This window comes from Nonomuraea sp. NPDC049684, assembly GCF_044465345.1.
Classification (GTDB): Bacteria; Actinomycetota; Actinomycetes; order Streptosporangiales; family Streptosporangiaceae; genus Nonomuraea.
In genome coordinates this window covers 345,318-367,976 of the sequence record NZ_JBITLO010000003.1, presented here as the reverse complement: position 1 = coordinate 367,976, position 22,659 = coordinate 345,318, and the positions used below count along the sequence as shown (strand labels likewise).

General features: G+C 73.1%; 25 protein-coding genes. 13 read left to right on the top strand and 12 right to left on the bottom strand.

Translation table 11 applies throughout. From position 1 onward, the window contains the following. Positions 1–14: 14 nt before the first annotated feature. The 6 genes from ACIBST_RS11990 to ACIBST_RS11965 all read right to left on the bottom strand — a co-directional run bounded on the left by ACIBST_RS11990 (position 15) and on the right by ACIBST_RS11965 (position 4,633). Complete coding sequence (locus ACIBST_RS11990; RefSeq protein WP_357993062.1) at positions 15–614, bottom strand: SIMPL domain-containing protein; 600 nt, start codon at positions 612–614, stop codon at positions 15–17. A gap of 102 nt (positions 615–716) precedes the next feature. After that, complete coding sequence (locus tag ACIBST_RS11985; RefSeq protein ID WP_397171126.1) at positions 717–2,060, bottom strand: alpha/beta fold hydrolase; 1,344 nt, start codon at positions 2,058–2,060, stop codon at positions 717–719. A 25-nt stretch (positions 2,061–2,085) separates the two neighbouring features. After that, positions 2,086–2,643, bottom strand: coding sequence for a hypothetical protein (locus tag ACIBST_RS11980; RefSeq protein WP_397171125.1), 558 nt, complete (start codon positions 2,641–2,643; stop codon positions 2,086–2,088). Between the two features lie 6 nt (positions 2,644–2,649). Next, on the bottom strand, positions 2,650–3,549 hold the full coding sequence (htpX, locus tag ACIBST_RS11975; protein WP_397171123.1) for a zinc metalloprotease HtpX: 900 nt from the start codon (positions 3,547–3,549) through the stop codon (positions 2,650–2,652). 5 nt (positions 3,550–3,554) lie between these two features. Beyond that, a complete protein-coding gene (locus ACIBST_RS11970) occupies positions 3,555–3,833 on the bottom strand; it encodes a hypothetical protein (protein WP_397171121.1) in 279 nt (92 codons plus the stop codon). After that, positions 3,830–4,633, bottom strand: a complete 804-nt coding sequence (locus tag ACIBST_RS11965; RefSeq protein ID WP_352323075.1) for a PspA/IM30 family protein — start codon at positions 4,631–4,633, stop codon at positions 3,830–3,832. Before ACIBST_RS11965 ends, ACIBST_RS11970 begins: the two co-directional genes overlap by 4 nt. A 124-nt stretch (positions 4,634–4,757) precedes the next feature. Between ACIBST_RS11965 and ACIBST_RS11960 the strand changes: the two genes are divergently transcribed. Further along, entirely contained in the window at positions 4,758–5,369 is a 612-nt protein-coding gene (locus ACIBST_RS11960) for a DUF3043 domain-containing protein (protein ID WP_397171119.1), read from the top strand. A gap of 132 nt (positions 5,370–5,501) precedes the next feature. Here ACIBST_RS11960 and ACIBST_RS11955 read toward each other — a convergent pair whose 3' ends face one another. After that, the gene (locus tag ACIBST_RS11955) at positions 5,502–6,482 is read right to left on the bottom strand and encodes a hypothetical protein (protein ID WP_397171117.1); all 981 of its coding nucleotides are present in this window, start codon (positions 6,480–6,482) and stop codon (positions 5,502–5,504) included. A gap of 56 nt (positions 6,483–6,538) precedes the next feature. On the opposite strand from ACIBST_RS11955, the gene ACIBST_RS11950 reads away from it, so the two are divergent. Then, positions 6,539–7,537 carry an aldo/keto reductase family protein gene (locus ACIBST_RS11950; RefSeq protein ID WP_397171116.1) on the top strand — a complete coding sequence of 333 codons (999 nt, stop codon included), beginning with the start codon at positions 6,539–6,541 and terminating at the stop codon, positions 7,535–7,537. 83 nt (positions 7,538–7,620) lie between these two features. Here ACIBST_RS11950 and ACIBST_RS11945 read toward each other — a convergent pair whose 3' ends face one another. Then, the gene (locus ACIBST_RS11945) at positions 7,621–7,827 is read right to left on the bottom strand and encodes a hypothetical protein (protein WP_225273734.1); all 207 of its coding nucleotides are present in this window, start codon (positions 7,825–7,827) and stop codon (positions 7,621–7,623) included. A gap of 84 nt (positions 7,828–7,911) precedes the next feature. Here ACIBST_RS11945 and ACIBST_RS11940 point away from each other — a divergent pair, with 84 nt between their 5' ends. Beyond that, positions 7,912–8,634: an SCO2322 family protein gene (locus tag ACIBST_RS11940; protein WP_397171115.1), complete on the top strand. Its 723-nt coding sequence runs from the start codon at positions 7,912–7,914 to the stop codon at positions 8,632–8,634. 132 nt (positions 8,635–8,766) lie between these two features. Then, positions 8,767–9,750 (top strand): bifunctional adenosylcobinamide kinase/adenosylcobinamide-phosphate guanylyltransferase, encoded by a 984-nt coding sequence (locus tag ACIBST_RS11935; RefSeq protein WP_397171113.1) that lies wholly within the window; start codon positions 8,767–8,769, stop codon positions 9,748–9,750. Positions 9,751–9,770: 20 nt separating this feature from the next. Here the strand turns inward: ACIBST_RS11935 and ACIBST_RS11930 are convergent, their stop codons facing one another. Next, positions 9,771–10,571: an ABC transporter ATP-binding protein gene (locus tag ACIBST_RS11930; RefSeq protein WP_397171111.1), complete on the bottom strand. Its 801-nt coding sequence runs from the start codon at positions 10,569–10,571 to the stop codon at positions 9,771–9,773. A 35-nt stretch (positions 10,572–10,606) separates the two neighbouring features. Between ACIBST_RS11930 and ACIBST_RS11925 the strand changes: the two genes are divergently transcribed. Then, positions 10,607–11,350, top strand: coding sequence for an adenosylcobinamide-GDP ribazoletransferase (locus ACIBST_RS11925; RefSeq protein ID WP_397171109.1), 744 nt, complete (start codon positions 10,607–10,609; stop codon positions 11,348–11,350). A gap of 29 nt (positions 11,351–11,379) precedes the next feature. On the opposite strand, the gene ACIBST_RS11920 is transcribed toward ACIBST_RS11925, so the two are convergent. From ACIBST_RS11920 to ACIBST_RS11910, 3 genes are read right to left on the bottom strand one after another with little or no spacing between them, the layout of a single operon-like run. Beyond that, the gene (locus ACIBST_RS11920) at positions 11,380–12,267 is read right to left on the bottom strand and encodes a lysostaphin resistance A-like protein (protein ID WP_397171108.1); all 888 of its coding nucleotides are present in this window, start codon (positions 12,265–12,267) and stop codon (positions 11,380–11,382) included. After that, positions 12,264–13,229, bottom strand: a complete 966-nt coding sequence (locus tag ACIBST_RS11915) for a hypothetical protein (RefSeq protein WP_397171107.1) — start codon at positions 13,227–13,229, stop codon at positions 12,264–12,266. The genes ACIBST_RS11920 and ACIBST_RS11915 overlap by 4 nt, the downstream gene beginning before the upstream one ends. After that, complete coding sequence (locus ACIBST_RS11910) at positions 13,226–13,573, bottom strand: GntR family transcriptional regulator (RefSeq protein WP_387647671.1); 348 nt, start codon at positions 13,571–13,573, stop codon at positions 13,226–13,228. Before ACIBST_RS11910 ends, ACIBST_RS11915 begins: the two co-directional genes overlap by 4 nt. Positions 13,574–13,678: 105 nt before the next feature. On the opposite strand from ACIBST_RS11910, the gene ACIBST_RS11905 reads away from it, so the two are divergent. The 8 genes from ACIBST_RS11905 (at position 13,679) to lipA (ending at position 22,567) form a co-directional block, all read left to right on the top strand. After that, positions 13,679–15,148, top strand: a complete 1,470-nt coding sequence (locus tag ACIBST_RS11905; protein WP_397171106.1) for a leucyl aminopeptidase — start codon at positions 13,679–13,681, stop codon at positions 15,146–15,148. Positions 15,149–15,199: 51 nt separating this feature from the next. Then, complete coding sequence (gene lpdA, locus ACIBST_RS11900) at positions 15,200–16,564, top strand: dihydrolipoyl dehydrogenase (protein ID WP_352323062.1); 1,365 nt, start codon at positions 15,200–15,202, stop codon at positions 16,562–16,564. Between the two features lie 38 nt (positions 16,565–16,602). Then, on the top strand, positions 16,603–18,090 hold the full coding sequence (sucB, locus tag ACIBST_RS11895; protein WP_397171104.1) for a 2-oxoglutarate dehydrogenase, E2 component, dihydrolipoamide succinyltransferase: 1,488 nt from the start codon (positions 16,603–16,605) through the stop codon (positions 18,088–18,090). 67 nt (positions 18,091–18,157) lie between these two features. Then, a complete protein-coding gene (locus ACIBST_RS11890; protein WP_397171103.1) occupies positions 18,158–19,051 on the top strand; it encodes a TIGR01777 family oxidoreductase in 894 nt (297 codons plus the stop codon). Positions 19,052–19,087: 36 nt separating this feature from the next. Continuing rightward, positions 19,088–19,825, top strand: coding sequence for a Type 1 glutamine amidotransferase-like domain-containing protein (locus ACIBST_RS11885; RefSeq protein ID WP_397171102.1), 738 nt, complete (start codon positions 19,088–19,090; stop codon positions 19,823–19,825). Between the two features lie 37 nt (positions 19,826–19,862). Continuing rightward, a complete protein-coding gene (gene lipB, locus ACIBST_RS11880; protein ID WP_397171101.1) occupies positions 19,863–20,555 on the top strand; it encodes a lipoyl(octanoyl) transferase LipB in 693 nt (230 codons plus the stop codon). Between the two features lie 56 nt (positions 20,556–20,611). Further along, positions 20,612–21,595, top strand: a complete 984-nt coding sequence (locus tag ACIBST_RS11875) for a hypothetical protein (RefSeq protein WP_397171099.1) — start codon at positions 20,612–20,614, stop codon at positions 21,593–21,595. A 42-nt stretch (positions 21,596–21,637) separates the two neighbouring features. Further along, positions 21,638–22,567, top strand: coding sequence for a lipoyl synthase (gene lipA, locus ACIBST_RS11870; RefSeq protein WP_352323056.1), 930 nt, complete (start codon positions 21,638–21,640; stop codon positions 22,565–22,567). The last annotated feature ends 92 nt before the right edge of the window (positions 22,568–22,659 follow it).

Sequence of the window (22,659 nt, the reverse complement as noted above, 5' to 3'; positions counted from 1 at the left end):
ACGGTACGGCGCGGTCAGGCGAAGTCGTAGCCGACGCGGACGCCGACCGTCAGCGTCTGGCGGCCGGGGCTGACCGAGGACGCGCTCTCGGCCGCCGCGGCCATCGCCACCAGCGGCTGGGGGCCGCCCCTGACCTCCTCGGAGATCGACACGACCGGGCCGAGCGGGCGTCCGGCCAGCTCGGCGTAGTGGGCGGCCTTGGCCGCGGCGTCCCTGAACGCCCTCGTCCTGGCCTCGCCGAGCACCGACGCCGGGTCGGACAGCTCGAAGGCCACGCCGTTGAGCCGGGCCTCCTCGCCCACGCCGGCGACCGTGTCGATGACGGCGTCGGCCCGCGACAGGTCCCTGACCACCACCTCGACGCCCTGGGCCGCCCGGTAGGCGGAGACCTTCGGGTAGACCTCGTACTCGGGGCCGAGCGAGAGCTCGACCGTGCGCACGTCGTGGGCCGCGACGCCGGCCCCGGCCAGCGCGTCGGCCAGCCGGGCCGCGGCGGCCCTGACCGCCGTGAACGCCTCGGACGCCGACGCCCTGCGCACCTCGACGCCCGCCAGCAACCGCAGGACGTCGGGCGCGGCCTGCACGCTGCCCTCACCGACGACGGAGATGTCCACGCCTGCCCCCCTCGACTGGGTTCGCCTCGATCCTACGGGCGAGTCCTGCCCCCGCCCACGGCCGGTTCACATGGCGGCTCACACTCCGGCTCATACGGCGGCTCATACGGCGTCGACGATCGCGCCCGGATCGTCCAGCTCGACCTGGTGTCCCGAGCCGGGCAGCAGCACCAGCTTGGCGTCGAGGCAGGCCGCCAGGCTCTGCCTGCGGGCGTCCCGGCCGCCCGCGCCGAGCACGGTGACCGGGATGTCGGGAAAGGGATGACCGGCCCGGATGTCGCGGAGATCGGCGGCCATGTCGCGGCGGGCCAGCCACTCCCCCGCCACCGCCGCGGGCACCTTGCCCATCCGGTACACGCCGAAGGGGTCGCCCATGCCCGTGACCAGGCGGTGCGCCGGCGGCCCGGTCAGGCGGGCCAGCACGTTCGCGCCCCACGTGCCGCCGAGCGCGGGCAGCCACGCGCCCAGGACGGCGGCGAGCGCGAGCGGCCGGCGCACGGGCGGCGGGCTGGGGTCGACCAGGACGAGCTTGGCCACGCAGAGCGGGTGCAACCGGGCGAACGCCTCGGCGTGCCAGCAGGACAGGCCGTGCGCGACCAGCGTGATCTGGGACGGCTGCGCGGGGGCCAGCGCGGCCAGCCGGGCCACCTCGCCGTACAGGGTGGGCCGGTCGGTCGCCGGCGGGCTGAGGCCGAGCCCCGGACGGTCGAAGCGGACGACCCGGTGGCAGGCGGCCAGGCCGGCGGCCACGGCGTCCCAGTGGAACCAGGCGCCGCCGAGGCCCGCCGTGATGAGCACGCCGGGGCCCGCCCCCTGGTCCAGGACGTGCGGGGGGCCGCCGGGAGCCTCGTCGTCGTCGTGGACGAGCAGCCTGAGCGCCACGTACACGACCCAGACGGCGACCATCGTGAGCTGGATCCGGTGAGCGACGCCGGCCAGCCGCCCGGCGGCCAGGGCGGCCAGCATGAGCCCGGTCGCCCCCGCGCTCAGGCCGGTGAACAACCACGACACCCACGAGCGCCAGTGCGCGGACAGCACCGCCATCGCGGTCAGCACGGCCGTCATGGCCAGCGCGCCGGCCACCATGTGGAGCCGGTGCGAGACCCCCTCGCCGCGGCAGGTGGGGTCGCTGAGCACGGCGCAGTCGAGCGGGACCAGGCCGGAGACGACCGTCAGCAGCCCGAAGGCGGCCAGCGCCAGCCAGCCGGCCCACTCGCGCGCCACCCTGGGCACCGTCGCCACCGCGGCCAGGCAGGCCAGCCCGGACAGCACGTCGCTGACCCGGAACAGGCGCGTCCACGGCTGGTCGCGGGCGGCCAGCTCGCTCACGTAGCCGTCGGTCCTGTCCACGGCGGGCGTGGTGAACTGGCCGGTGATCCAGGCGCTGTACAGCACGGCCGCCACGATGAGCGCCGAGGCCGCGGCGACGAACAACCTTCGCTCCACGTGATGATTAGAACACCATCCGTGGTCAAAGGCCCGGAGCACCCCATACCGGGAACCATCGGCCGAGGTCGGCCTCCAGCGGCAGCTCGCCGTCCAGGGCGCCTCTGGCCTGCAGTTCGAGGGCGTTGTCGCGCCTGTTCCCGGGCAGCGGCGCGAACGGGTAGAACGTGCCGCGCTTGTACAGGTAGACCACCGCCAGCCGCCTGCCCGCCGGGTCGGCGAACGACACCAGCGAGCACAGCAGCGAGGGCCCGAACCCGGCCGACTCCAGCGAGGAGTTGACCGCGTGCAGCTCGGTGACCAGGTCGCTGACGTCGTCCGGCGCGCGGCGGACCAGCAGCCAGGTGTAGCCGTAGCCGTCGTCGGACTCCTCGACGCGCCCGCCGAGCAGCGCCTTGACGTCGCTCTCCAGCGTGGCGAACGCGCCGCCCTCCGCGGCCCTGAACGACACCGAGCCGAGACCGGTGGGGACGAGACCGGTCGCGGCCTGGAGCGTCACGGCCGCGGACGGCAGCGCGAACAGCGCGTCGAGGTTGGGCTTGACCGGCTTGGACCGGCCCAGCAGCGAGTCGAGCCAGCCCATGCCGCCTCAGCCCCTTCCGAGCTGCTTGGAGATGGACGCGAGGAGTTCGAGCCGGCGCTCCAGCGGCGGATGCGTGGAGAACAGGTTCGCCAGCGTCTCCCCCCTGGCCAGGGCCGGCGCGAAGTAGAAGGCGTTGAACGGCGCCGCCTCGCGCAGGTCGGTGGTCGGGATCCTGGCCATGTCGCCGGTGACCTTGGTCAGCGCGCTGGCCAGGGCCGAGGGACGCTGCGTGAGCAGGGCTCCGGCCCGGTCGGCGGCCAGCTCGCGGTAGCGCGACAGGGCCCGGGTGAGCAGGAAGCTGATGGCGTACACGACGATCGAGACGAGCATGATGATCAGCCCGACCGGCACGCCGCCCTGGCCGTTGTCCCGGCGTCCGCCGAAGCCGGCGTACAGGGCGAACCTCGTCATCAGCCCGGCGACGATGCCGAGGAACGAGGCGATCGTCATGACGGCGACGTCGCGATGGGCGACGTGCGACAGCTCGTGCGCCAGGACGCCTTCGAGCTCCTGAGGCTCCAGGCGGCGCAGGATGCCCGTCGTCACGCAGACGACGGCCCGCTTCTGGTTACGGCCGGTCGCGAAGGCGTTCGGGACGTCGGAGTCGGCGATCGCCACCCGCGGCTTGGGCATGTCCGCCAGCGCGCACAGCCGGTCGATGAGGCCGTGGAGCTCGGGGGCCTCCTGTGGGGAGACCTCCCGTCCGTGCATCGCGAACAGGGCGATGCGGTCGGACAGGAAGTACTGCACCAGCAGCAGCCCCCCGGCGAGCACCAGCACGGTCAGCGCGCGCACGCCGAGGGCGATCAGCACGCCGACGAACGCCACGTAGAGCAACCCCAGCAGGAACATCGTCACGACCATGCGGCGGGTCAGGCCGCTGTCGGACGCGAACCGCGTGCCCACGGGACTCAGCCCGGAATGAGGCCTTGGTCGCCCAGCATCTCCCGGACCTCCTCGATCGAGGCGTCCGCGGGGGGAAGGATCAGCTCTGACGGCTCAAGGCTGTCGTCGGGAAGCGCCTTGCCCACATGGCGCACCTTGTCGAGCAACGCGTGCAGCTTGACGCGGAAGGCCCCCTCGTCACCGGTCTCGATGGCGGCCTCCAGCTCGCTGTCGAGCTCGTTGAGCACCACGATGTCGTCCGGCGAGATCTCGACCTGGCCCTCGCCCATGATTCTGACGATCATGCGTTCTCCCCGGGCTGACGCAGCTGCTGGGTGTGACCCTGCTGCGGCTGGGCCTGCTGCTGGGGCTGCCCCTGCTCGATGGCGCTCTTGGGCGCCGGGCCCTGGCCCAGCTCGGCCTTCATGCGGGCCAGCTCCAGCTCGACGTCCATGCCGCCGCCCATGCGGTCGAGCTCGGCCTGGATGTCGTCGCCGCGGGTGCCGCTGAAGTCGTCGAGCGCGCCACTGGCCAGCAGCTCGTCGATCGCGCCCGCGCGGGCCTGCATCTGCGCCGTCTTGTCCTCGGCGCGCTGGATCGCCAGGCCGACGTCGCCCATCTCCTCGGAGATGCCGGAGAACGCCTCGTTGATGCGCGTCTGGGCCTCGGCGGCGGTGTAGGTCGCCTTGATCGTCTCCTTCTTCGTGCGGAAGGAGTCGACCTTGGCCTGCAGCCGCTGGGAAGCCGTGGTCAGCTTCTCCTCCTCGGCCTGCAGGTTGTCGTGCTGGACCTTGAGGTCGGCCATCTGCCCCTGCAGATTGGACCGCCGCTGCAGTGCCTCGCGCGCGAGGTCCTCGCGCCCGACGGACAGCGCCTTGCGGCCCTGGTCCTCATAGCGCCTGGCCTGCGCCTCCAGGCCGTTGATCTGCAGTTCTACCCGCTTGCGCGAGGTGGCCACGTCGGCCACCCCTCGACGCACCTTCTGCAGCAACTCGAGCTGCCGCTGATAGGAGTAGTCAAGCGTCTCGCGCGGATCCTCCATCTTGTCCAGGGCCTTGTTGGCCTTGGACTTGAAGATCATCGAAAGTCTCTTCATCACGCTCATGCGCGTCGGCCGTCCCCTTCTAGGTCGTGCTGGTGTTCACCCAATGCAGCGCAGCCGCCTTGGGATTACCCTACGCATAACGCACGGGGGCGTCACTAAGTTGCAGTCCAGGTAGGGTTGACGTGTGTTGCGACGCCGATCCCAAACCTCCGTGGACGACACCCCCGTCCCCGTTGACGATCCTAAGCCCCAGGGTAAAGGTCGTCCCACACCCAAGCGCCGGGATGCCGAGGGCAGACGACGCCAGCCGGTCTCCGCGCCGAAGGACCGCAAGGAGGCCTATCGGCAGATGCGCGCCAAGCAGGCCGCCGAGCGCGACCGGGCCCGCAAGGGCATGCTCGCAGGTGACGAGCGTTATCTCCCGGTTCGCGACAAGGGTCCGGGGCGCAAGTTCGCCCGCGACTGGGTCGACTCGCGGCGCCTGCCCAGCCAGTACTTCCTGCCGTTCTCGCTACTGATCCTGCTGGCGACCTGGATCCCGTGGCCGATCGAGATCCGCGCCAAGGTGCTCAACATCGTCATCGCGGTCGGCTGGCCGATCATGATGATCGGCGTCCTGGCCACCTCCCTCTACGTGGCGTGGAAGGTGAAGAAGGAGGTCGCGGCCAAGCTCCCGGACGAGAGCGTGAAGGGCGTCGGCTTCTACGCGGCGATGCGCGCTTTGCAGATCCGCAAGCTGCGGTTCCCGCCGCCCACGGTGCTGCCGGGCGGGCGGCCCGCGCCGCCCAAGAAGTAGCCCCGTTTTCCCGATTTTTCGGGAAACGGCTTATCGGCGACGCCCGCGTGCCCATCACCGTCCGGTGGTGGGCACTCTCGCTTCCCGCCTTCCGCGCCTTCCCGGCCGTCCCGCGGGCCGGGTCCCGGCCGCTCAGCGGGACGGTCTCCAGCGCAGGAGGCCGCCGGTGACCACCGGGCGGCGGCCGTCGATCGCGCCGCCCCGTTCGAGGGCGTCGGCGACGGTCCGCAGCAGCGTGTACGACGACCGCAGCCGCCTGCCCGTGACCCCGGCCACCGTCCCGTCGGCCGAGCTCACGGTGGCGTACGCCGTTGCGCCGTCGGCGGCCGTGTAGGACAGGATCGGGATCAGCAGGCCGTCCCACGACCCGGCCGGACGGCTGGCGCACAGCTCGCGCCAGGCGTCCCTGATGCCGCGGACGGTGAGGTGGTCGCCGGCCCCGGGACGGAAGCCCAGGACGCCGGCGCCGCGCGCGCCGTTGTGGCGCAGCAGGGAGGCGCGCAGGGCGTCGGGGAAGTCCACGCCCATCTGCGACTCGGCCACGGCGATCGTGCGCGCCCTGACCGGGCCGCCGAGCGTGCGGTAGGTGCGGGGGGCGTTGCTCCTGAGCCAGCGTTCGATGCGGCGCCACTGGGCGTCCACGGCCCGCTTGACGTCGGGGGCGACCCGGCGGGGGTCGATCGGGCGGCGCCGGGGCGCGCAGTTGGGCGCCTGGGCGGCGGAGGCGGCTGGCGTGGGCTGCACGGTCTGCAGGGTCTGTGCGGGCTGCGTGGTCTGTGCGGGCTGTGCCGGTGCCGCGGGGTCGGCCGGGGGCTCCACGGGCGTCACGGGCGTCGCGGGCTCGGGGTCGGCCTGCTGCTCGGTGACGGCGCGCATGAGGGCCAGGGCGCCGTCCTGCACCGACGTGCCCATCAGGGCGACCCCCAGCGTCAGGGTCACGACGACCGCGATGACCAGCCACGACAGGACCGTTCCCGCACCTCGGCGCCGCGGCGCGGGCGCCGGGACGGACGGCGGCGGCTCGGCCCGCGGCAGGCGGGCCCGGCGGCGCAACCGCACCGCGAGGGCGATCAGGACGGCCGCGGTGAGAGCCTGGCGGACGAGCTTGAGCACGTCGCGCACCCTATCCCGAATCGAATCGGCTCATGTGACGCTCTAAGGTCGAACGTATGGAATTCCGACACCTCGGCCGCAGTGGTCTCATGGTCAGTGAGATCAGCTACGGCAACTGGCTCACCCACGGCTCCCAGGTCGAGGAGGACGCCGCCAAGCTGTGCGTGCAGGCGGCGCTCGACGAGGGCATCACCACCTTCGACACCGCCGACGTCTACGCGGGGACGAAAGCCGAGGAGGTGCTCGGCCGGGCGCTCAAGGGCGTCCGCAGGGAGTCGCTGGAGATCTTCACCAAGGTCTACTGGCCCACCGGCCCCGGCAAGAACGACCGCGGGCTGTCCCGCAAGCACATCACCGAGTCGATCCACGCCTCGCTGCGCCGCCTCCAGACCGACTACGTCGACCTGTACCAGGCCCACCGCTTCGACAACGAGACGCCCCTTGAGGAGACCCTCAAGACCTTCGACGACCTCGTCCGCCAGGGCAAGGTCCTCTACGTCGGCGTCAGCGAGTGGACGGCCGAGCAGATCGGCCGCGCGCTGAAGATCGCCGACGAGATGGGCTTCGACCGGATCGTGTCGAACCAGCCGCAGTACTCGATGTTGTGGCGGGTCATCGAGTCGGAGGTCGTGCCGCTGAGCGAGCGCGAGGGCATCGGCCAGATCGTCTGGTCGCCGATCGCGCAGGGCGTGCTCACCGGCAAGTACCTGCCCGGCCGGCAGCCTCCGCAGGGCTCGCGGGCGACCGACGCGAGCGGCAGCGCCATGATCGCGCGGTACATGAACGACGACGTGCTCACCCGCGTCCAGGAACTGCGTCCGATCGCCGACGACCTCGGCCTGACCATGGCCCAGCTCGCCGTGGCCTGGGTGCTGCAGAACCCGAACGTCTCCAGCGCCATCGTCGGCGCCACCCGCCCCGAGCAGGTGCGCGACAACGTCAAGGCGGCCGGCGTCAAGCTGGAGGACGACGTGCTCAAGCGCATCGACGACGTGCTCGGCACGGTCGTGGAGCGCGACCCGGCCAAGACGGTGAGCCCCGCCACCCGTCCGTGACCCGGAACCGTCCGGAGTGACCCGGTGAAACGGAAAACCCCTTGAGCCGCAATGCGCTCAAGGGGTTTCCGTTTTCTCGCGGATCACTCCGGACGCAATGACAATCCCGTGTATTCGACGCGGTCCTCGTCGAGCAGCGCCACCTGCTCGACGCCGGATTCGAGCAGGTCACGCCAGTTCTCCCCGAGCCAGGACTCCGCATCGGCCTGACTCGGAAAAACCTCTCGCGGCAAAGGGCGGTCCGTCACCTCACCACCATTTGCATTTTCATAACGCCACCGCCATGTCATGCCATACGCTCCTTCTCCGCGGGTTCGCCGGCGCCTTCCCTCCGACGGCACTGGAACCCTACTCCCGAGCTCGGAGGTCCATCGATGCTGCGCGCGGGCCGTGTTGCCGCGGCGGTCGTCCTGGGGGCGGCCGCCGTGATCCTTCTCCCCTCCTCCGCGCTCGGCTCACCCTCCTCGCGGCCCGGCGGTCCCGCGCCGGGGGCCGTGCGGCTGTGGGGGGTCTGGCGCAGCGACGGCACGGCGTGGCTGGCGTCCACGGCCGCGTACGAGCCGGCGGACGGCTCGGTCGTCGGGTGGCGCTTCGCGGTCTCGGCCGACGGGTCGGTGGGCGAGCCGCCGGGGGGTGAGCTGCCGTCGTTCCCGGCGGTGTGCGTCCAGGACGCGGCCGGCTCGGGGCACAAGCGGGTGGCGGTCGCGGTGGACTTCGGGGACGGGGAGGGCGACGTGCCGCCGGGTGACCGGCCGCCGGCGCACCCGCTGCTGCGCTGCGTCACGGGCGCCGAGGACGCGACCGCCGCCCAGCTCCTGGCCTCCGCGGCCAGGGTCGGCGTGAACGGGCGCGGCGAGGTCGTGTCGGTCAGCGGCTACCCGTCCCAGGGGGTGGGGGCGGTCCCGTCGCAGGGCGTGGGGAGCGTCCCGTCCCAAGGTGGGACCGCCTCGTCCCGGGAGGCGGGCGCCGCCGAGCGGGCCGCCGGGCCCGCGGGCGCGCCCGGCGGGGTTCCGGCGCTGCTGATCGCGGGCGGCGCGGGCGTGCTGTTGCTGCTCGCCGGGGGCACGGCCCTGGCCGCCCGCCGCCGCACCGGCTGACCCGCTATCTCCTGAGGGCCGGGCAGGCCGGTTCGGGCCGGTTCGGGCCGGTCAGGTCGGTTCAGGCCCGTAAGGCGGGTTCGGGCCGGTCAGGCCGATTGGCTGGTCGGGGTGGTCGGTAGCCTCAGGGCGGTGAAGCTTCTTCTCTCCGGGACCGGTGGCGCGCAGGGCTGGCCGGTGGACGGGTGCCCGTGCGCCTCGTGCGCCCGGCTCCCCCAACCCCGTCGCCGCCCCTTCGACCTGCTCGTGGACGACGCGGCGCGGTTCCCCTTCACCGGCCCCGGCGCGTTCGGCGACGGCCTCGGCCTGGTGACGGCCGACGGCGCGGCGCTGCTGTGCCTGCCCCCGGGCCGGGAGGCCCCCTCGGACGGCCCCGCCCGCTACGACGTCGTCGTCCTGGACCTGCTGGACCGCCCGCAGCGGCTCGGCGAGCTGCGCCGCGCCGGGCTGGCCGACGACCGGACCACCGTGGTGGCCGCGTGGCTGGACCACCGGATCAGGTCGGAGGAGGAGCTGGCCAGGCGGCTGCGGTTGTGGGGGGCGGTGGCCGTGCCGGACGGGACGGTCCTGGAGAGCGGCGGAACGGTCCGCGGGACGCCGCCGCGGCGGGCGTTGCTGCTCGGCGGGTCCAGATCGGGCAAGTCGGCCGAGGCGGAGCTGCGGCTGGCGGCCGAGCCGTACGTCACCTATGTCGCCACCGGCGGCGACGGCGCGGCGGACGGCGAATGGGCGGCGCGGGTACGGGCGCACAAGGAACGGCGGCCAGCTCACTGGGACACGGTGGAGACGACGGACCTGACCGGGGTCATCGCGGCGGCGAGCACGCCCCTGCTGATCGACGGGCTGGGCACGTGGCTGGCGGCGGTGTTCGACGAGCACGGGGCCTGGGACGGCGACCGCACGCCGGTCGCCCGGCGCTGCGCGGAGCTGGTCGAGGCGTGGCGCGGCACGCCGGTGCCGCTCGTGGCGGTCTCGGACGAGGTGGGGATGGGCGTGGTGCCCGCCACGTCCGCCGGCCGGGCCTTCAGGGACGCGCTCGGCAGGCTCAACGAACGGCTCGCCGCCGAGTCCGAGTACGTCGCCCTGGTGGTCGCGGGACGCCTTCTGGAACTGTGAGTGGCCCCCGGGCGCCGGGGCTACGGGCGGACGGCTCGGGCGTACCAGCGGCCGTCGAGGCGGTCGACGTGCAGCGGACGGCCGAAGCACTCGGACAGCAGGCCGGGCGTGAGCACCTCCGACACCGGCCCGGCGGCCAGCAGCCGCGAGTCGCGCATGAGCAGCGCGTGCGTGGTGGTCGCGGGCACCTCCTCCAGGTGGTGGGTCACCGTGACCGTGGTCAGCACCGGACGGGTGGCGGCCAGCTGCTCGACCGCCGTGACGAGGTCCTCGCGGGCCGGCAGGTCGAGCCCGGCGAACGGCTCGTCGAGCAGCAGCACGGCGGGCTCGGCCATGAGCGCCCTGGCCACCCTGATCCGGGCCCGCTCCCCTTGCGAGCACACCCGGAACGGGCGCTCGACCAGGTCCTTGCAGCCCAGGTCGGCCAGCAGGCGGGTGGCGCGCTCGCGCTCGTTGTCGCCGTACTTGTCCCACAACGGGACGCTCGTGCCGGTGTGGCCGGTCAGGACCACCGTGTGGGCGGTGGCGCCCTCCTCCTCCAGCAGGTCCTCGTCGATCAGCCGCTGGCTGGCCGCGACCAGGCCGATGTGGCGGCGCAGCTCCCGCAGGTCGACCCGGCCGAGCCGGTGGCCGAGCACGCTGACCGCGCCCTCGCTCGGGTGGCGCACCGCCCCGGCCAGGGAGAGCAGGGTGGTCTTGCCCGCGCCGTTGGGGCCGAGGATCACCCAGTGGTCGCCGTACGCCACCTGCCAGTCGATGCCGTCGAGCAGCGTTTTGCCGACAACCCGGACAGCTACACCTTCGAGTTCAAGCACGTGCATTCCCGCCACATTAGTCGGCCCTAGGATCGGGCGTTATGCCGCTTGCTGAGCTGACCCATGGGCTGCGCTTCGCGATCGGCATGCTCAGCGCCGTTCCGGTGCGGGTCGACCGGGTCGATCGGGAGATCGCCGGGCCCGCCATGGTGGCGGCCCCCGCGGTCGGGCTGGGGCTCGGCGCGGTGGCGGGCCTGGCGCTGCTGCTGCCGGGGCCGCCGCTGCTGGGCGCGGCGCTCGCGCTCGGGCTGCTGGCCACGCTCACCCGCGGCCTGCACCTGGACGGGCTGGCCGACCTCGCCGACGGCCTGGGCAGCGGCCGGCCCGCCAACGACGCCCTCGACATCATGAAAAAGTCGGACATCGGGCCGTTCGGGGTGATGACGCTGGTCATCACGCTGCTCGTCCAGGCGGCGGCGCTGACCGGGGCCGGTTATCCCGCCCTGGTGACCGCCTGCGTGGCCGGGCGGCTGGCGCTCACCTGGGCGTGCCGGGCGAACGTGCCCGCCGCCCGGCCCGGCGGGCTCGGGGCGACGGTGGCGGGCACCGTGAGCGATCCGGCGGCGTGGCTGGCCACGGCGGCCGCCCTGGCCGTGACCGCCGGGCTGGGGCTGGCGGCCGGGACGTGGGCGCCCCCGATCGCGCTGGCGGCCGGGCTCGGGGCGGCGCTGCTGCTGCTCCGGCACGCCCGGCGGCGCCTCGGCGGCGTCACGGGGGACGTGTTCGGCGCTCTGGTGGAGACCGGCACGGCGGCCGCGCTGGTGGTGTGCGCGATCCTGGGCTGAGCGGCGATCCGGGCCGAGCGGACGCGGGGTCAGGCGACCGGCTGCGGGGCGCGGGCCGGCAGACGGCGGACGAGGACCACGCACAGCAGCGCGAGCGGGACCCAGCCGACCAGCCCGGTGAGCCCGGACACCGCGGTGTCGGGCGGGGCCGCGGCGTCCCCGAGCAGCAGCACGGCGGGCAGCACCGCGTTCAGCGAGCCGTGCGCGACCACGCAGGGCCACACGCTGCCCGTACGCAGCCGCAGCCAGCCGATCGCGATCCCGGCCAGCACGCAGAAGCCGGTGAACTGCAGCGCCGCCCACGACCCGAGGCTCGGGTAGTTGTAGCCGAGCAGGGTGAGCGGGGCGTGCCACAGCCCCCAGATCGCCCCGGACAGCGCCAGGCCGCCGAGCGGGCCGTACGTGGCCGACAGCCGGGGCAGCAGCCAGCCCCGCCAGCCCCACTCCTCGCCCAGCGCCGGGATCGCGTTCAGCACCGGGCCCGCCAGCACGCCGACGGCGATCTGCAGGTAGAGCGCCGGGCCGGGGTCGGCCGGCGGCTGCACGCCCGCGGCCGCGAGCTGGGCCCGGAACAGGCTGAACCGGTCGAGGTCGAGCGGGAACAGCCCGACGGCGGTGCTGAGCCCGGCGCAGACGGCGATCAGCAGCGGCACGCCCAGCCAGGCGGCAAGCACGTACCGGCCGGTGCGGCCCTTGCTCTCCCCCAGCGTCAGGCCGGTCTCGGCGGCCCAGCGCCGCCAGGGCGCGCGCGACAGCGCCCACGCCCCGAGCACCCCGGCGGTCGGCGTGAACATCATGACCGCGGCCAGCCCCTTGGCCGCGGGCGAGCCGAGGCCCGCGCCGAGCCAGATGGGCAGCGCCACCAGCCAGGACAGCCCGAAGGCGAGGACGAGGAAGACGGGAAGCTGTTTTCTCATGACCGTGCACGCTCCGCGACGAGGGCGTTGATGAGGGAAGCGCCGCGCTCGGCGTCGTCGATGCTGATCGCCAGCCGCCCGCCTGAGCGGTAGCCGACGACCAGGCACTCGCCGCCGCGCAGCATGATGGTGGCCGCGCCGGGCAGGCCGCGGAAGCCCCAGCCGCCGACCTCGCTGGGCCTGCGATCCTCGGTCCAGGCCCGGTCGATCCGCGACAGCGGGATCCGGCGCGCCGGGACGCCGAACGGCCCGAAGCCGATGACGAGCGCGTCGTCGCCGACCCGTACGGACAGCGTCGCCGACGCCAGGCCCGCGACCAGCACGATCACCGCCCCGGGCAGGGCGGAGGCCAGGGTCGCCGGCGACAGGACGCCGGCCAGGCGCAGCCCGCACAGCACGACGACCGCCGCCGCGGCCACCAGCGACAGCGCGACCAGCCAGGGGTTGACCAGCCGGCTGACCCAGACCGTGCGGCGGCCGGGCCGCAGCTTCAGCGCCGGGGGCGGCGCAACGGCCTCGACCGGGTCGGGCCCGCCCCTGCCGAGGTACCCCGCGAGCGCGCCCACGCCGAGCGACCCGGCGATGACCAGCGGGACGTGCCAGCCCGGCAGGTCCGCGGCCGTCCAGTCGGGCACGTCGAGGTTGGCCGCCAGCGTGGAGGCCTGCGTGCCGAGCACCAGGACGCCGCCGCCGAACAGCCCGCCCCACCACAGCGCCCGCCCGTTCCGGTGCCGCAGCGCCCACCCCCGCGCGGCGACGGCCAGGAACGCGATCCACACCGCGGTCCACACCGCCGCCACCGTCAGCACGTGGGCCTGGAAGGACGCCGAGCCGTCGACGCCCGCCGCGCCCCAGTGGGTGGCCAGCGGGTCGGGCAGCCGGTCGCGCAGCCCCATGGGGCCCAGGACCAGGGCCGCCGTGACGGCCGCGCCCCACGCGGCCGCGGGGATTCGGGGGTTCATGGCAGATCCTCCAGGATGGTGATGAGGTCCTCACGGCGGTAGCCGTGCCTCTTGGCCTCCTCCAGCAGCTCCCGGGCGCGCTGCACGAGCAGCGCGCGCCCGTCGGCCTGGCCCGCGACGCTGACCCCGCGGCCCCGCCGGAACTCCAGCAGCCCCTCGTCGCGCAGGTCGCGCAGCGCGCGCAGCACGGTGTTGGGGTTGATGCCGAGCGCCCTGGCGAGGTCGCGGGCCGGCGGAAGGCGGTCACCGGGCGTGTAGGAGCCCTCGCCGATGGCGCGGCGGATGGCGCCGGCCACCTGTTCGTGCAGGGGCCGTGCGTCGTTGAGATCGAGCGCGAGCAACATGATGCTAATGACACTAGCACCATGAAACGGAATGCGCCCGACCAGCATTTGTAGGATGAACCCCTGTTTGTGAGTACGCAGAAACCGTGGATAGCATCGGTTTACGTGACCACTGTGCGGCTGAACTCAGCAGACCCAGTCTCTGTCGACACCGACGCCCTGATCGTCGGCTTCCGGCCCGGCCAGGACGGCCCCCGCCCGGCCACGGGCGCTGAGTCCCTCGACGCGGCTTTCGGCGGCAACCTCGCCACCTCCCTCAGCTCGCTCGGCTTCTCCGGCAAACCCGGAGAGCTGGCCAAGCTGCCCACGTTCGGCGCCGTCCAGGCCCCGGTGCTCGTCGCCGTCGGCCTGGGCGACTCCTCCGACCACGAGTCCCTTCGCCGCGCCGCCGGTGCCGCCGTGCGGTCGCTGGCCGGCACCGCGCGCGCCGCGCTGGCCCTGCCGGCCGACGACGACGCCCAGGCCGAGGCCGTCGCGCTGGGCGCGCTGCTCGGCGCGTACGGCTTCGACCGCTACCGCACGGGCGAGCCGCCGAAGGCCCCCGTCTCCGAGATCACCGTCCTGTCCGGCGGGGGCGAGTCCGCCGCCGAGCGGGCCGGCGTGCTGGCCGAGTCGGTCTCGCTCGTCCGCGACCTGGTCAACACGCCGCCGTCCGACCTGTGGCCGGCCAAGTTCGCCGAGATCGCCGAGCAGGAGGGCGCCAAGCACGGGCTGAGCGTCGAGGTCCTCGACGAGAAGCAGCTCAAGGACGGCGGCTACGGCGGCCTGGTCGGCGTCGGCCAGGGCTCGGTCAACCCGCCGCGCCTGGTCCGCGTCGCCTACAGCCACCCCGAGGCGGGCAAGACGCTGGCGTTCGTGGGCAAGGGCATCACGTTCGACTCCGGCGGCCTGTCGCTCAAGCCGTCGGCCGCCATGGACTGGATGAAGTCCGACATGGGCGGCGCGGGCGCCGTGCTCGGCGCGCTGGTCGGCATCGCCCGGCTCGGCCTGCCGGTCAACGTCGTCGGCTACCTCTGCCTGGCCGAGAACCTGCCGAGCGGCACCGCCCAGCGCCCCTCCGACGTCATCCACAGCTACAGCGGCAAGACCGTCGAGGTGCTCGACACCGACGCCGAGGGCCGCCTGGTGCTCATGGACGGCATCGCGCGCGCCGCCGAGGACGACCCCGACCTGATCGTCGACATCGCCACGCTGACCGGCGCGCAGATCGTCGCGCTCGGCTGGCGCACCGCGGGCGTCATGGCCAACGACGACGCCGTCCGCGAGCTGGTCGTCGAGGCCGCCACCGCCGCGGGCGAGGGCGCCTGGGGCATGCCGCTGCCGGAGGAGCTGCGCAAGGGCCTCGACTCGCCGGTCGCCGACATCGCCAACCTCCACCCCGAGCGCTTCGGCGGCATGCTCACCGCCGCCATCTTCCTCAAGGAGTTCGTGCCCGACGGGGTGCGCTGGGCGCACATCGACATGGCCGGACCGGCCTACAACAAGGGCGAGGCGTACGGCTACACCCCCAAGGGCGGCACCGGCGCCATCACCCGCACCCTCATCGGACTCGCAGAGCGGCACGCGAGCATCTGAAACAAATGAAAAGATGACGGCATCACGAACACCCCGACAAGGAGCCTTCCTGTGGCCTATGACATCGTCGTCCTAGGTGGCGGCAGCGGCGGTTACGCCTGCGCCCTCCGGGCGGCCGAGCTGGGCAAGTCGGTCGTCCTCATCGAAAAGGACAAGATCGGCGGCACCTGCCTCCACAGGGGATGCATCCCCACGAAGGCCCTGCTGCACTCGGCCGAGGTCGCCGACGAGACCCGCGAGAGCGCGTCCTTCGGCGTCAAGGCCAGCTTCGAGGGCATCGACGTCCAGGGCGTGCACGCGTTCAAGGACAAGATCGTCACGCGGGCCTGGAAGGGCGTCCAGGGCCTGCTCAAGGGCGCGGGCGTGACGGTGGTCGAGGGCGAGGGCCGTCTGGTGGGCCCGCGCAGCGTGCAGGTGGGCTCGGAGGTCTACGAGGGCGCCAACCTCGTGCTGGCCACCGGCTCGGCCCCCCGCACGCTGCCCGGCCTGGAGATCGACGGCGAGCGGGTCATCACCAGCGAGCACACCCTGAAGATGGACCGCGTGCCGTCGTCGGTGATCGTCCTGGGCGGCGGCGTGATCGGCGTCGAGCTGGCCAGCGTCTACCGCTCCTTCGGCGCCGAGGTCACCATCGTCGAGGCGCTGCCGCACCTGCTCCCGACCGAGGAGGAGTCCAGCTCCAAGCTGCTGGAGCGGGCCTTCCGCCGCCGCGGCATCAAGTACGAGCTGGGCGTCTTCTTCGACTCCGCCAAGACCACCGAGACGGGCGTCGTCGTCACCCTGGCCAACGGCAAGACCCTCGACGCCGAGATCCTGCTCGTCGCGGTCGGCCGCGGCGCGGTGTCGTCCGGCATGGGCTTCGAGGAGCAGGGCGTGACCGTCGAGCGCGGCGCCGTCGTGGTCGACGAGCACTGCCAGACCTCGGTCCCCGGCGTCTACGCCATCGGCGACCTGATCCCCACGCTGCAGCTGGCCCACGCCGGGTTCGCCGAGGGCATCATGGTGGCCGAGCACATCGCCGGCCTCAACCCGCCGCCGATCGACTACGCCGGCGTGCCCCGCATCACCTACTCCGACCCCGAGGTGGCCTCGGTCGGCATCACGTCGGCGCAGGCCGCCGAGCGCGGCATCGAGATCGTCGAGCAGGTCTACGACCTGGCCGGCAACCCCAAGAGCCAGATCCTCGGCACCTCCGGAGCGGTGAAGGTCATCGCCCAGAAGGACGGCCCGGTCGTCGGCGTCCACATGGTGGGCCGGCGCATCGGCGAGCTCGTCACGGAAGGCCAGCTGATCTACAACTGGGAGGCGCTGCCCGCAGAGGTCGCCCAGCTCATCCATGCACATCCGACCCAGTCCGAGGCAGTCGGTGAGGCGATGCTGGCCCTGGCCGGCAAGCCGTTGCACGTACACAACTAGTCCAGCCCTCGAGATCAGAACGCGAGAGAAGAATAACGATGCCGGTCTCCGTACAGATGCCCCAGCTCGGCGAGAGCGTGACCGAGGGCACGGTAACCCGTTGGCTGAAGAAGGAGGGCGAGCGCGTCGAGGCCGACGAGCCGCTCCTCGAGGTCTCGACCGACAAGGTCGACACCGAGATCCCGTCGCCTTCCGCGGGTGTCCTCACCAAGATCGTCGTGGCTGAGGACGAGACGGTCGAGGTCGGCGCCGAGCTCGCCATCATCGACGAGAACGCCCAGCCGGGCGCCGCCGCCCCGGCACCGCAGGCCGCTCCCGAGCCCGAGCCGGAGCCCGAGCCCGCCCCGGCTCCCCCGGCCTCCTCCATCCCGCAGCCGGCCCCGGCCCAGCCCGCTCCCCAGCAGGCCGCTCCGGCTCCGGCCCCGCAGGCCCCGGCCCCGCAGGCCGCTCCGGCCCCGGCTCCGCAGGCCGCTCCGGCCCCGGCTCCGCAGGCCCCGGCTCCGCAGCAGCAGCCCGCCGCCGAGCCCACGCCGCTGCCGTCCTCGGGCGACAGCCCCTACGTGACGCCGCTGGTGCGCAAGCTCGCCAACGAGCACGGCGTCGACCTCGACTCGATCAGCGGCACCGGCGTCGGCGGCCGCATCCGCAAGCAGGACGTGCTGGAGGCCGCCAAGTCCCAGCGCGAGCAGGCCGCCCCGGCCGCGGCTCCGGCCGCCCAGCCGGCCGCCGCCGCCCCGGCTCCCGCCGCCGCCCAGGCCGCCCCGGCCGCCGCGGCGCCCGAGCCGGTCGAGGTCGACACCACGCTGCGCGGCCGTACGGAGAAGATGACGCGGCTGCGTCAGACCATCGCCAAGCGCATGGTCGAGTCGCTGCAGACCGCGGCGCAGCTCACGTCGGTCGTCGAGGTCGACGTCACGAAGATCGCCCAGCTCCGGGCGCGGGCGAAGGACGACTTCTTCCGCCGCGAGGGCGTGAAGCTGACCTTCACCCCGTTCTTCGCGATGGCCACCGTCGAGGCGCTCAAGCAGCACCCCAAGCTCAACGCCACGATCAACAACGAGACCAACGAGGTCACGTACTTCGACGTGGAGAACCTGGGCATCGCGGTCGACACCGAGCGCGGCCTGCTCGCGGCGGTCGTCAAGAACGCCGGCGACCTCAACCTCGCCGGCATCGCCCGCAAGGTCACCGACCTGGCCGAGCGCACCCGCAACAACCAGGTGACGCCCGACGAGATCACCGGCGGCACGTTCACGCTGACCAACACCGGCAGCCGTGGCGCGCTGTTCGACACGCCGATCCTCAACCAGCCGCAGGTGGGCATGCTCGGCACCGGCGCGGTCGTCAAGCGGCCCGTCGTGCTCGACACGCCCGAGGGCGAGGTCATCGCGGTGCGTTCGATGGTCTACCTGGCGCTGACCTACGACCACCGCCTGGTCGACGGCGCCGACGCCGCCCGCTTCCTGACGACGATCAAGCGTCGCCTGGAGGAGGGCCGCTTCGAGGCCCAGCTCGGGCTCGCGTAGTCATCGCACGTGAAGGCCGGGTGGCTCCTTCGGGGGGCCGCCCGGCCTTTGGCGTACTGTGGACAGCATGGCGATCATCGTGACCGGGGCTTCGGGCCTGATCGGTACGGCGCTGGTCGGGGCGCTGCGCGACGAGGGGCGGGAGGTCGTCCGCCTGGTCCGGCGGGAGCCCGCGGGGCCGGGAGAGGCTTTCTGGGACCCGTCGGCGGGGGTGATCGACCGGGCCGCGCTCGAAGGGGCCGAGGCCGTGGTGCACCTGGCCGGGGCCTCGGTCGGCGACCGGCGCTGGACCGCGGACTACAAGCGCGAGCTGGTGCGCAGCCGCGTCGAGGGCACCCGGCTGCTGGTCGACGCCCTGCGCGCGCTCGGCAAGCCGCCCGAGGTGCTGCTGTCGGCCTCCGGCGTCGACTTCTACGGCGACACGGGCGGCCGGGAGATCGACGAGAGCCAGGGCAGGGGCCAGGGGTTCCTGGCCGAGCTGTGCGAGCGCTGGGAGCGGGAGGCCGAGCGGGCCGCCGAGGCCGGGTGCCGGGTCGCGCGGCTGCGCACGGCGATGGTGCTGAGCCGGCACGGCGGGGCGCTCGGGCGCATGTTGCCGATCTTCCGCATGGGCCTGGGCGCGCCGCTGGGGACGGGCCGGCAGTACTGGTCGTGGATCTCCCTGGACGATTGGGTGGCCGCCGCCCTACATATCCTAAAAAATCGGGATATCGAGGGTCCGGTCAATTTCGGGTCCCCCTCTCCGGTCACCAACGAAGAATTCACCCGGACTCTGGGTAAATGCCTGCGTAAAGGCACAGTTCCCATGCCCGTACCGGCGTTCGCCCTGTCCATCGGGGTGGGCGAATTCGCCCGCGCGGGGCTGCTGCCGAGCCATCGCATGATCCCGCGGAAACTGCTTGACAGCGGCTACGGCTTCACGCATACCCGTCTCGACGAGGCGCTGCGCGCCGTACTGTAGGGTGCCGTTCGTCCTTCAGCACGCGGGAGATCCGACATGAGCAGGTCCGGGCAGTCGCACATTCTGGCCATCGGGGGCGGGTCGTTCCGCCCGAGCGAGCGTCACAACTTCATCGAGGCGAGCGGGCTGCTGCGGTACGGCCTCGACCTGACCGGCCAGGACCGCCCCAAGCTCGGCCTGGTCGCCACCGCCCTCGGCGACTCCTCCGACTGGCTGCTGAAGATGTACGGCGCCTTCTCCGGCTGGGACGTCGAGCTGAGCCACCTGACCGTCTTCCCCATGCCCAACGTGGAGGACGCGCGGGCCTGGGCGCTCGAACAGGACATGATCTACGTCAGCGGCGGCAGCGTGGCCAACTTGATGGCGTTGTGGCGGCTGCACGGCCTCGACGAGGTCTTCGAGGAGGCCTGGCGGGCCGGCGTGGTGCTGTCCGGGCAGAGCGCGGGCGCCCTGTGCTGGCACGTGGGCGGCAACACCGACTCCTTCGGCCCGGCGCTGCGCCCGTGGGCCGACGGGCTCGCGCTGCTGCCGTACTCGTGCGGGGTCCACTACAACGCCGAGCCGCAGCGCCGCCCGCTGCTGCAGGAGTCGGTCGCCTCCGGCGAGCTGCCCGGCGGGTACGCCGCCGACGAGGGCGTCGCCCTGCACTACGTGGGCACCGAGTTCATCCAGGCGGTCACCGTCGACCCGCGGGCGTACGCGTACCGGCTGGAGTACGACGGCTCCAACGGCGTCAAGGAGTTCAGGATCGAGCCACGCCTGTTGACCTCCTGATTACCCTGACAGGGTGAGGGAACGGCACAATAGGCTCATGCGCCCCATCCACGGGGACGATCCCCACGCGCTGGCCGTCGTCCGCCTTGGTGTGGACGTCCCCTACGAGCAAGCCTGGTCGTTGCAGCGCTGGATGCACGGCAAGCGGGTCGCCGGCGAACTGGGCGACGCGGTCCTGATCCTGGAGCACGCGCCCGTCTACACCGCGGGCAGGCGCACCCTGCCCGGCGACCGTCCCTCCGACGGCACCCCCGTCGTCGACGCCGACCGGGGCGGCCGGGTCACCTGGCACGGCCCCGGCCAGCTCGTCGCCTACCCCATCGTCGCCGTCGCCGACGTGACCCGTTACGTCTGCGCCCTTGAGGAGACGATGATCCAGGTGTGCGCCGACTTCGGCGTCACCGGCCGGCGGGTGCCGGGGCGTCCGGGCGTGTGGGCGGCCGGCGACGCCGCCCTGGGGCTGCCCGACCGGCAGCTCGGCGCGGTCGGCATCCGCGTCGCGCGCGGCGTGACGATGCACGGGTTCGCGCTCAACTGCGCCAACGACCCCCGGTGGTTCAACCGGATCACGCCGTGCGGGCTGCCCGACGCGGGCGTCTCCTCGCTCTCGGCCGAGACCGGCCGCCGGATCGTGGTCGAGGAGGTCATCCCGATCGCCGAGAAGCGGCTGGCCGAGGCGCTCGGCAGGGAGCCGTTCGACCTGCACGAGGAGGACCTGCTGCGCAGGTGACCGAATCGGCATCGAACAGCGGTTGAATCCGGATTTTCCCGGCTTAACATCGCCGTGTGAAGCGTTCCGCCGCTCTCGTCCTCGCGCTCCTGGTTCACCTGCTCACGCTGGCCTTCCTCGCGCTGGGCGCGTGGGCCGTGCTGGCGCACCTCGACTCCCTCGTCGCATGGCTGGTCGGCGGCGTCAGCCTGGCTCTGGGATGGGCGCTGCGGCCCCGTCTTCCCCGTCTGCCGGCCGACGCCGAGGTGCTCGACCGCGCCGCGGCCCGCGAGCTGTACTCCCTGGCCGACCGCGTGGCCGTCCGGGCCCGTGCCAAGAGGCCGCGCCAGGTCGCGGTCCGTGACCTGGCCACCGAGACCGTCTATGACCATGTGGGCGTGCTGCGCACGCCGGTGCTGGTCGTCGGGCTGCCGTTGTGGCTGGCCCTGACGCCGCGGCAGCGGGTGGCGCTGCTGGCCACCGCGTACGCGCGGATCCCGGCCGGCGAGGAGCTGATCGTGGACGGCGCCCTGTTCACGCTGGCCGCCTGGCACGACGCCCTGCTCGGGGCGAGCGCGCCGCTGAAGATCAGGGAGGAGGCCCAGGTCGCGATCGCCAAGTCCTCGCTGGGCGCGATCGACCACCCCGGCACGACGTACGAGGCGGCGGGGTTCTTCGGCCGGATGATCGGGCGGGTGCTGGGCGGCCCGGTGCTGCTGGCGGAGTACGCGCTGACGGCGCTGGCCCGCGCCGGGCGGGCCCGCGCGGAGGAACGCCGGGAGGCGATCGCCCGGCGGGTGGTGTCCGAGGACGAGCTGGACGAGCTGCGCGGCCTGGCCGCCGGCGGCTACCTGGCGCCCATCCAGGCCGCGGCGCTGCGCGGCGAGAGCGTCACCGCGATCAGGCAGGGCGCGCTGGCCCGCCACCGGCTCACCGACGACGGCGTGCTGACCTCGGCGCCGCACTCGGAGCTGCTGGGCACCGCCGAGTCCGCGCTGATCGACGAGGAGCTGCTGCGCCACTACACCAGGGCGATCCGCGGCTTCGGGCTCATCACCTGACCCTCGACCGGTCCGGTTCGGCGGCGGACGTAAGCTGGACGGGTGACCGTTGCTCCTGATGGCCGAAAGCTCCTCCGCCTGGAGGTGCGCAACGCCGAGACCCCTATCGAGCGCAAGCCCCCGTGGATCAAGACCAAGCTGAAGACGGGCCCCGAATACACCGAGCTGAAATCGCTCGTGCGCCGGGAGGGCCTGCACACGGTCTGTGAAGAGGCGGGCTGTCCCAACATCTACGAGTGCTGGGAAGACCGCGAGGCGACCTTCCTCATCGGCGGCGACCAGTGCACCCGCCGGTGCGACTTCTGCCAGATCGACACGGGCAAGCCCAAGGAATACGACCGCGACGAGCCGCGCCGGGTCGCCGAGTCCGTCCAGCAGATGGGCCTGCGCTACGCGACCGTGACCGGCGTGGCCCGCGACGACCTGCCCGACGGCGGCGCCTGGCTCTACGCCGAGACCGCCCGGCAGATCCACTCGCTGCTGCCCGGCTGCGGCGTCGAGCTGCTGGTGCCCGACTTCAACGGCAACCGCGACCAGCTGGAGGAGGTCTTCTCCAGCAAGCCCGAGGTGTTCGCCCACAACGTCGAGACGGTGCCGCGCATCTTCAAGCGCATCCGCCCCGCCTTCCGCTACGAGCGTTCGCTCGGGGTGATCACGACGGCCCGCGAGGCCGGGCTGGTCACCAAGTCCAACCTGATCCTGGGCATGGGCGAGACCCGCGAGGAGGTCGTCGAGGCGATGCGCGACCTGCACGCCGCCGGCACCGACCTGCTGACGATCACCCAGTACCTGCGGCCGACGCCGCGCCACCACCCGGTGGAGCGCTGGGTCAAGCCGGAGGAGTTCGTCGAGCTGCAGGCCGAGGCCGAGGCGATCGGGTTCGCCGGGGTGCTGTCGGGGCCGCTGGTGCGCTCGTCGTACCGCGCGGGCCGGCTCTACCAGCAGGCCATCGCGGCCCGCCAGACCACCTGAGCGCCGCTGATCCTGCTCGATCCTGCTTGATCCTGCTTGATCCTGCTTGATCCCGTTTGAGCGGAGCCCCGGGCTGTTTGCCCGGGGCTTTT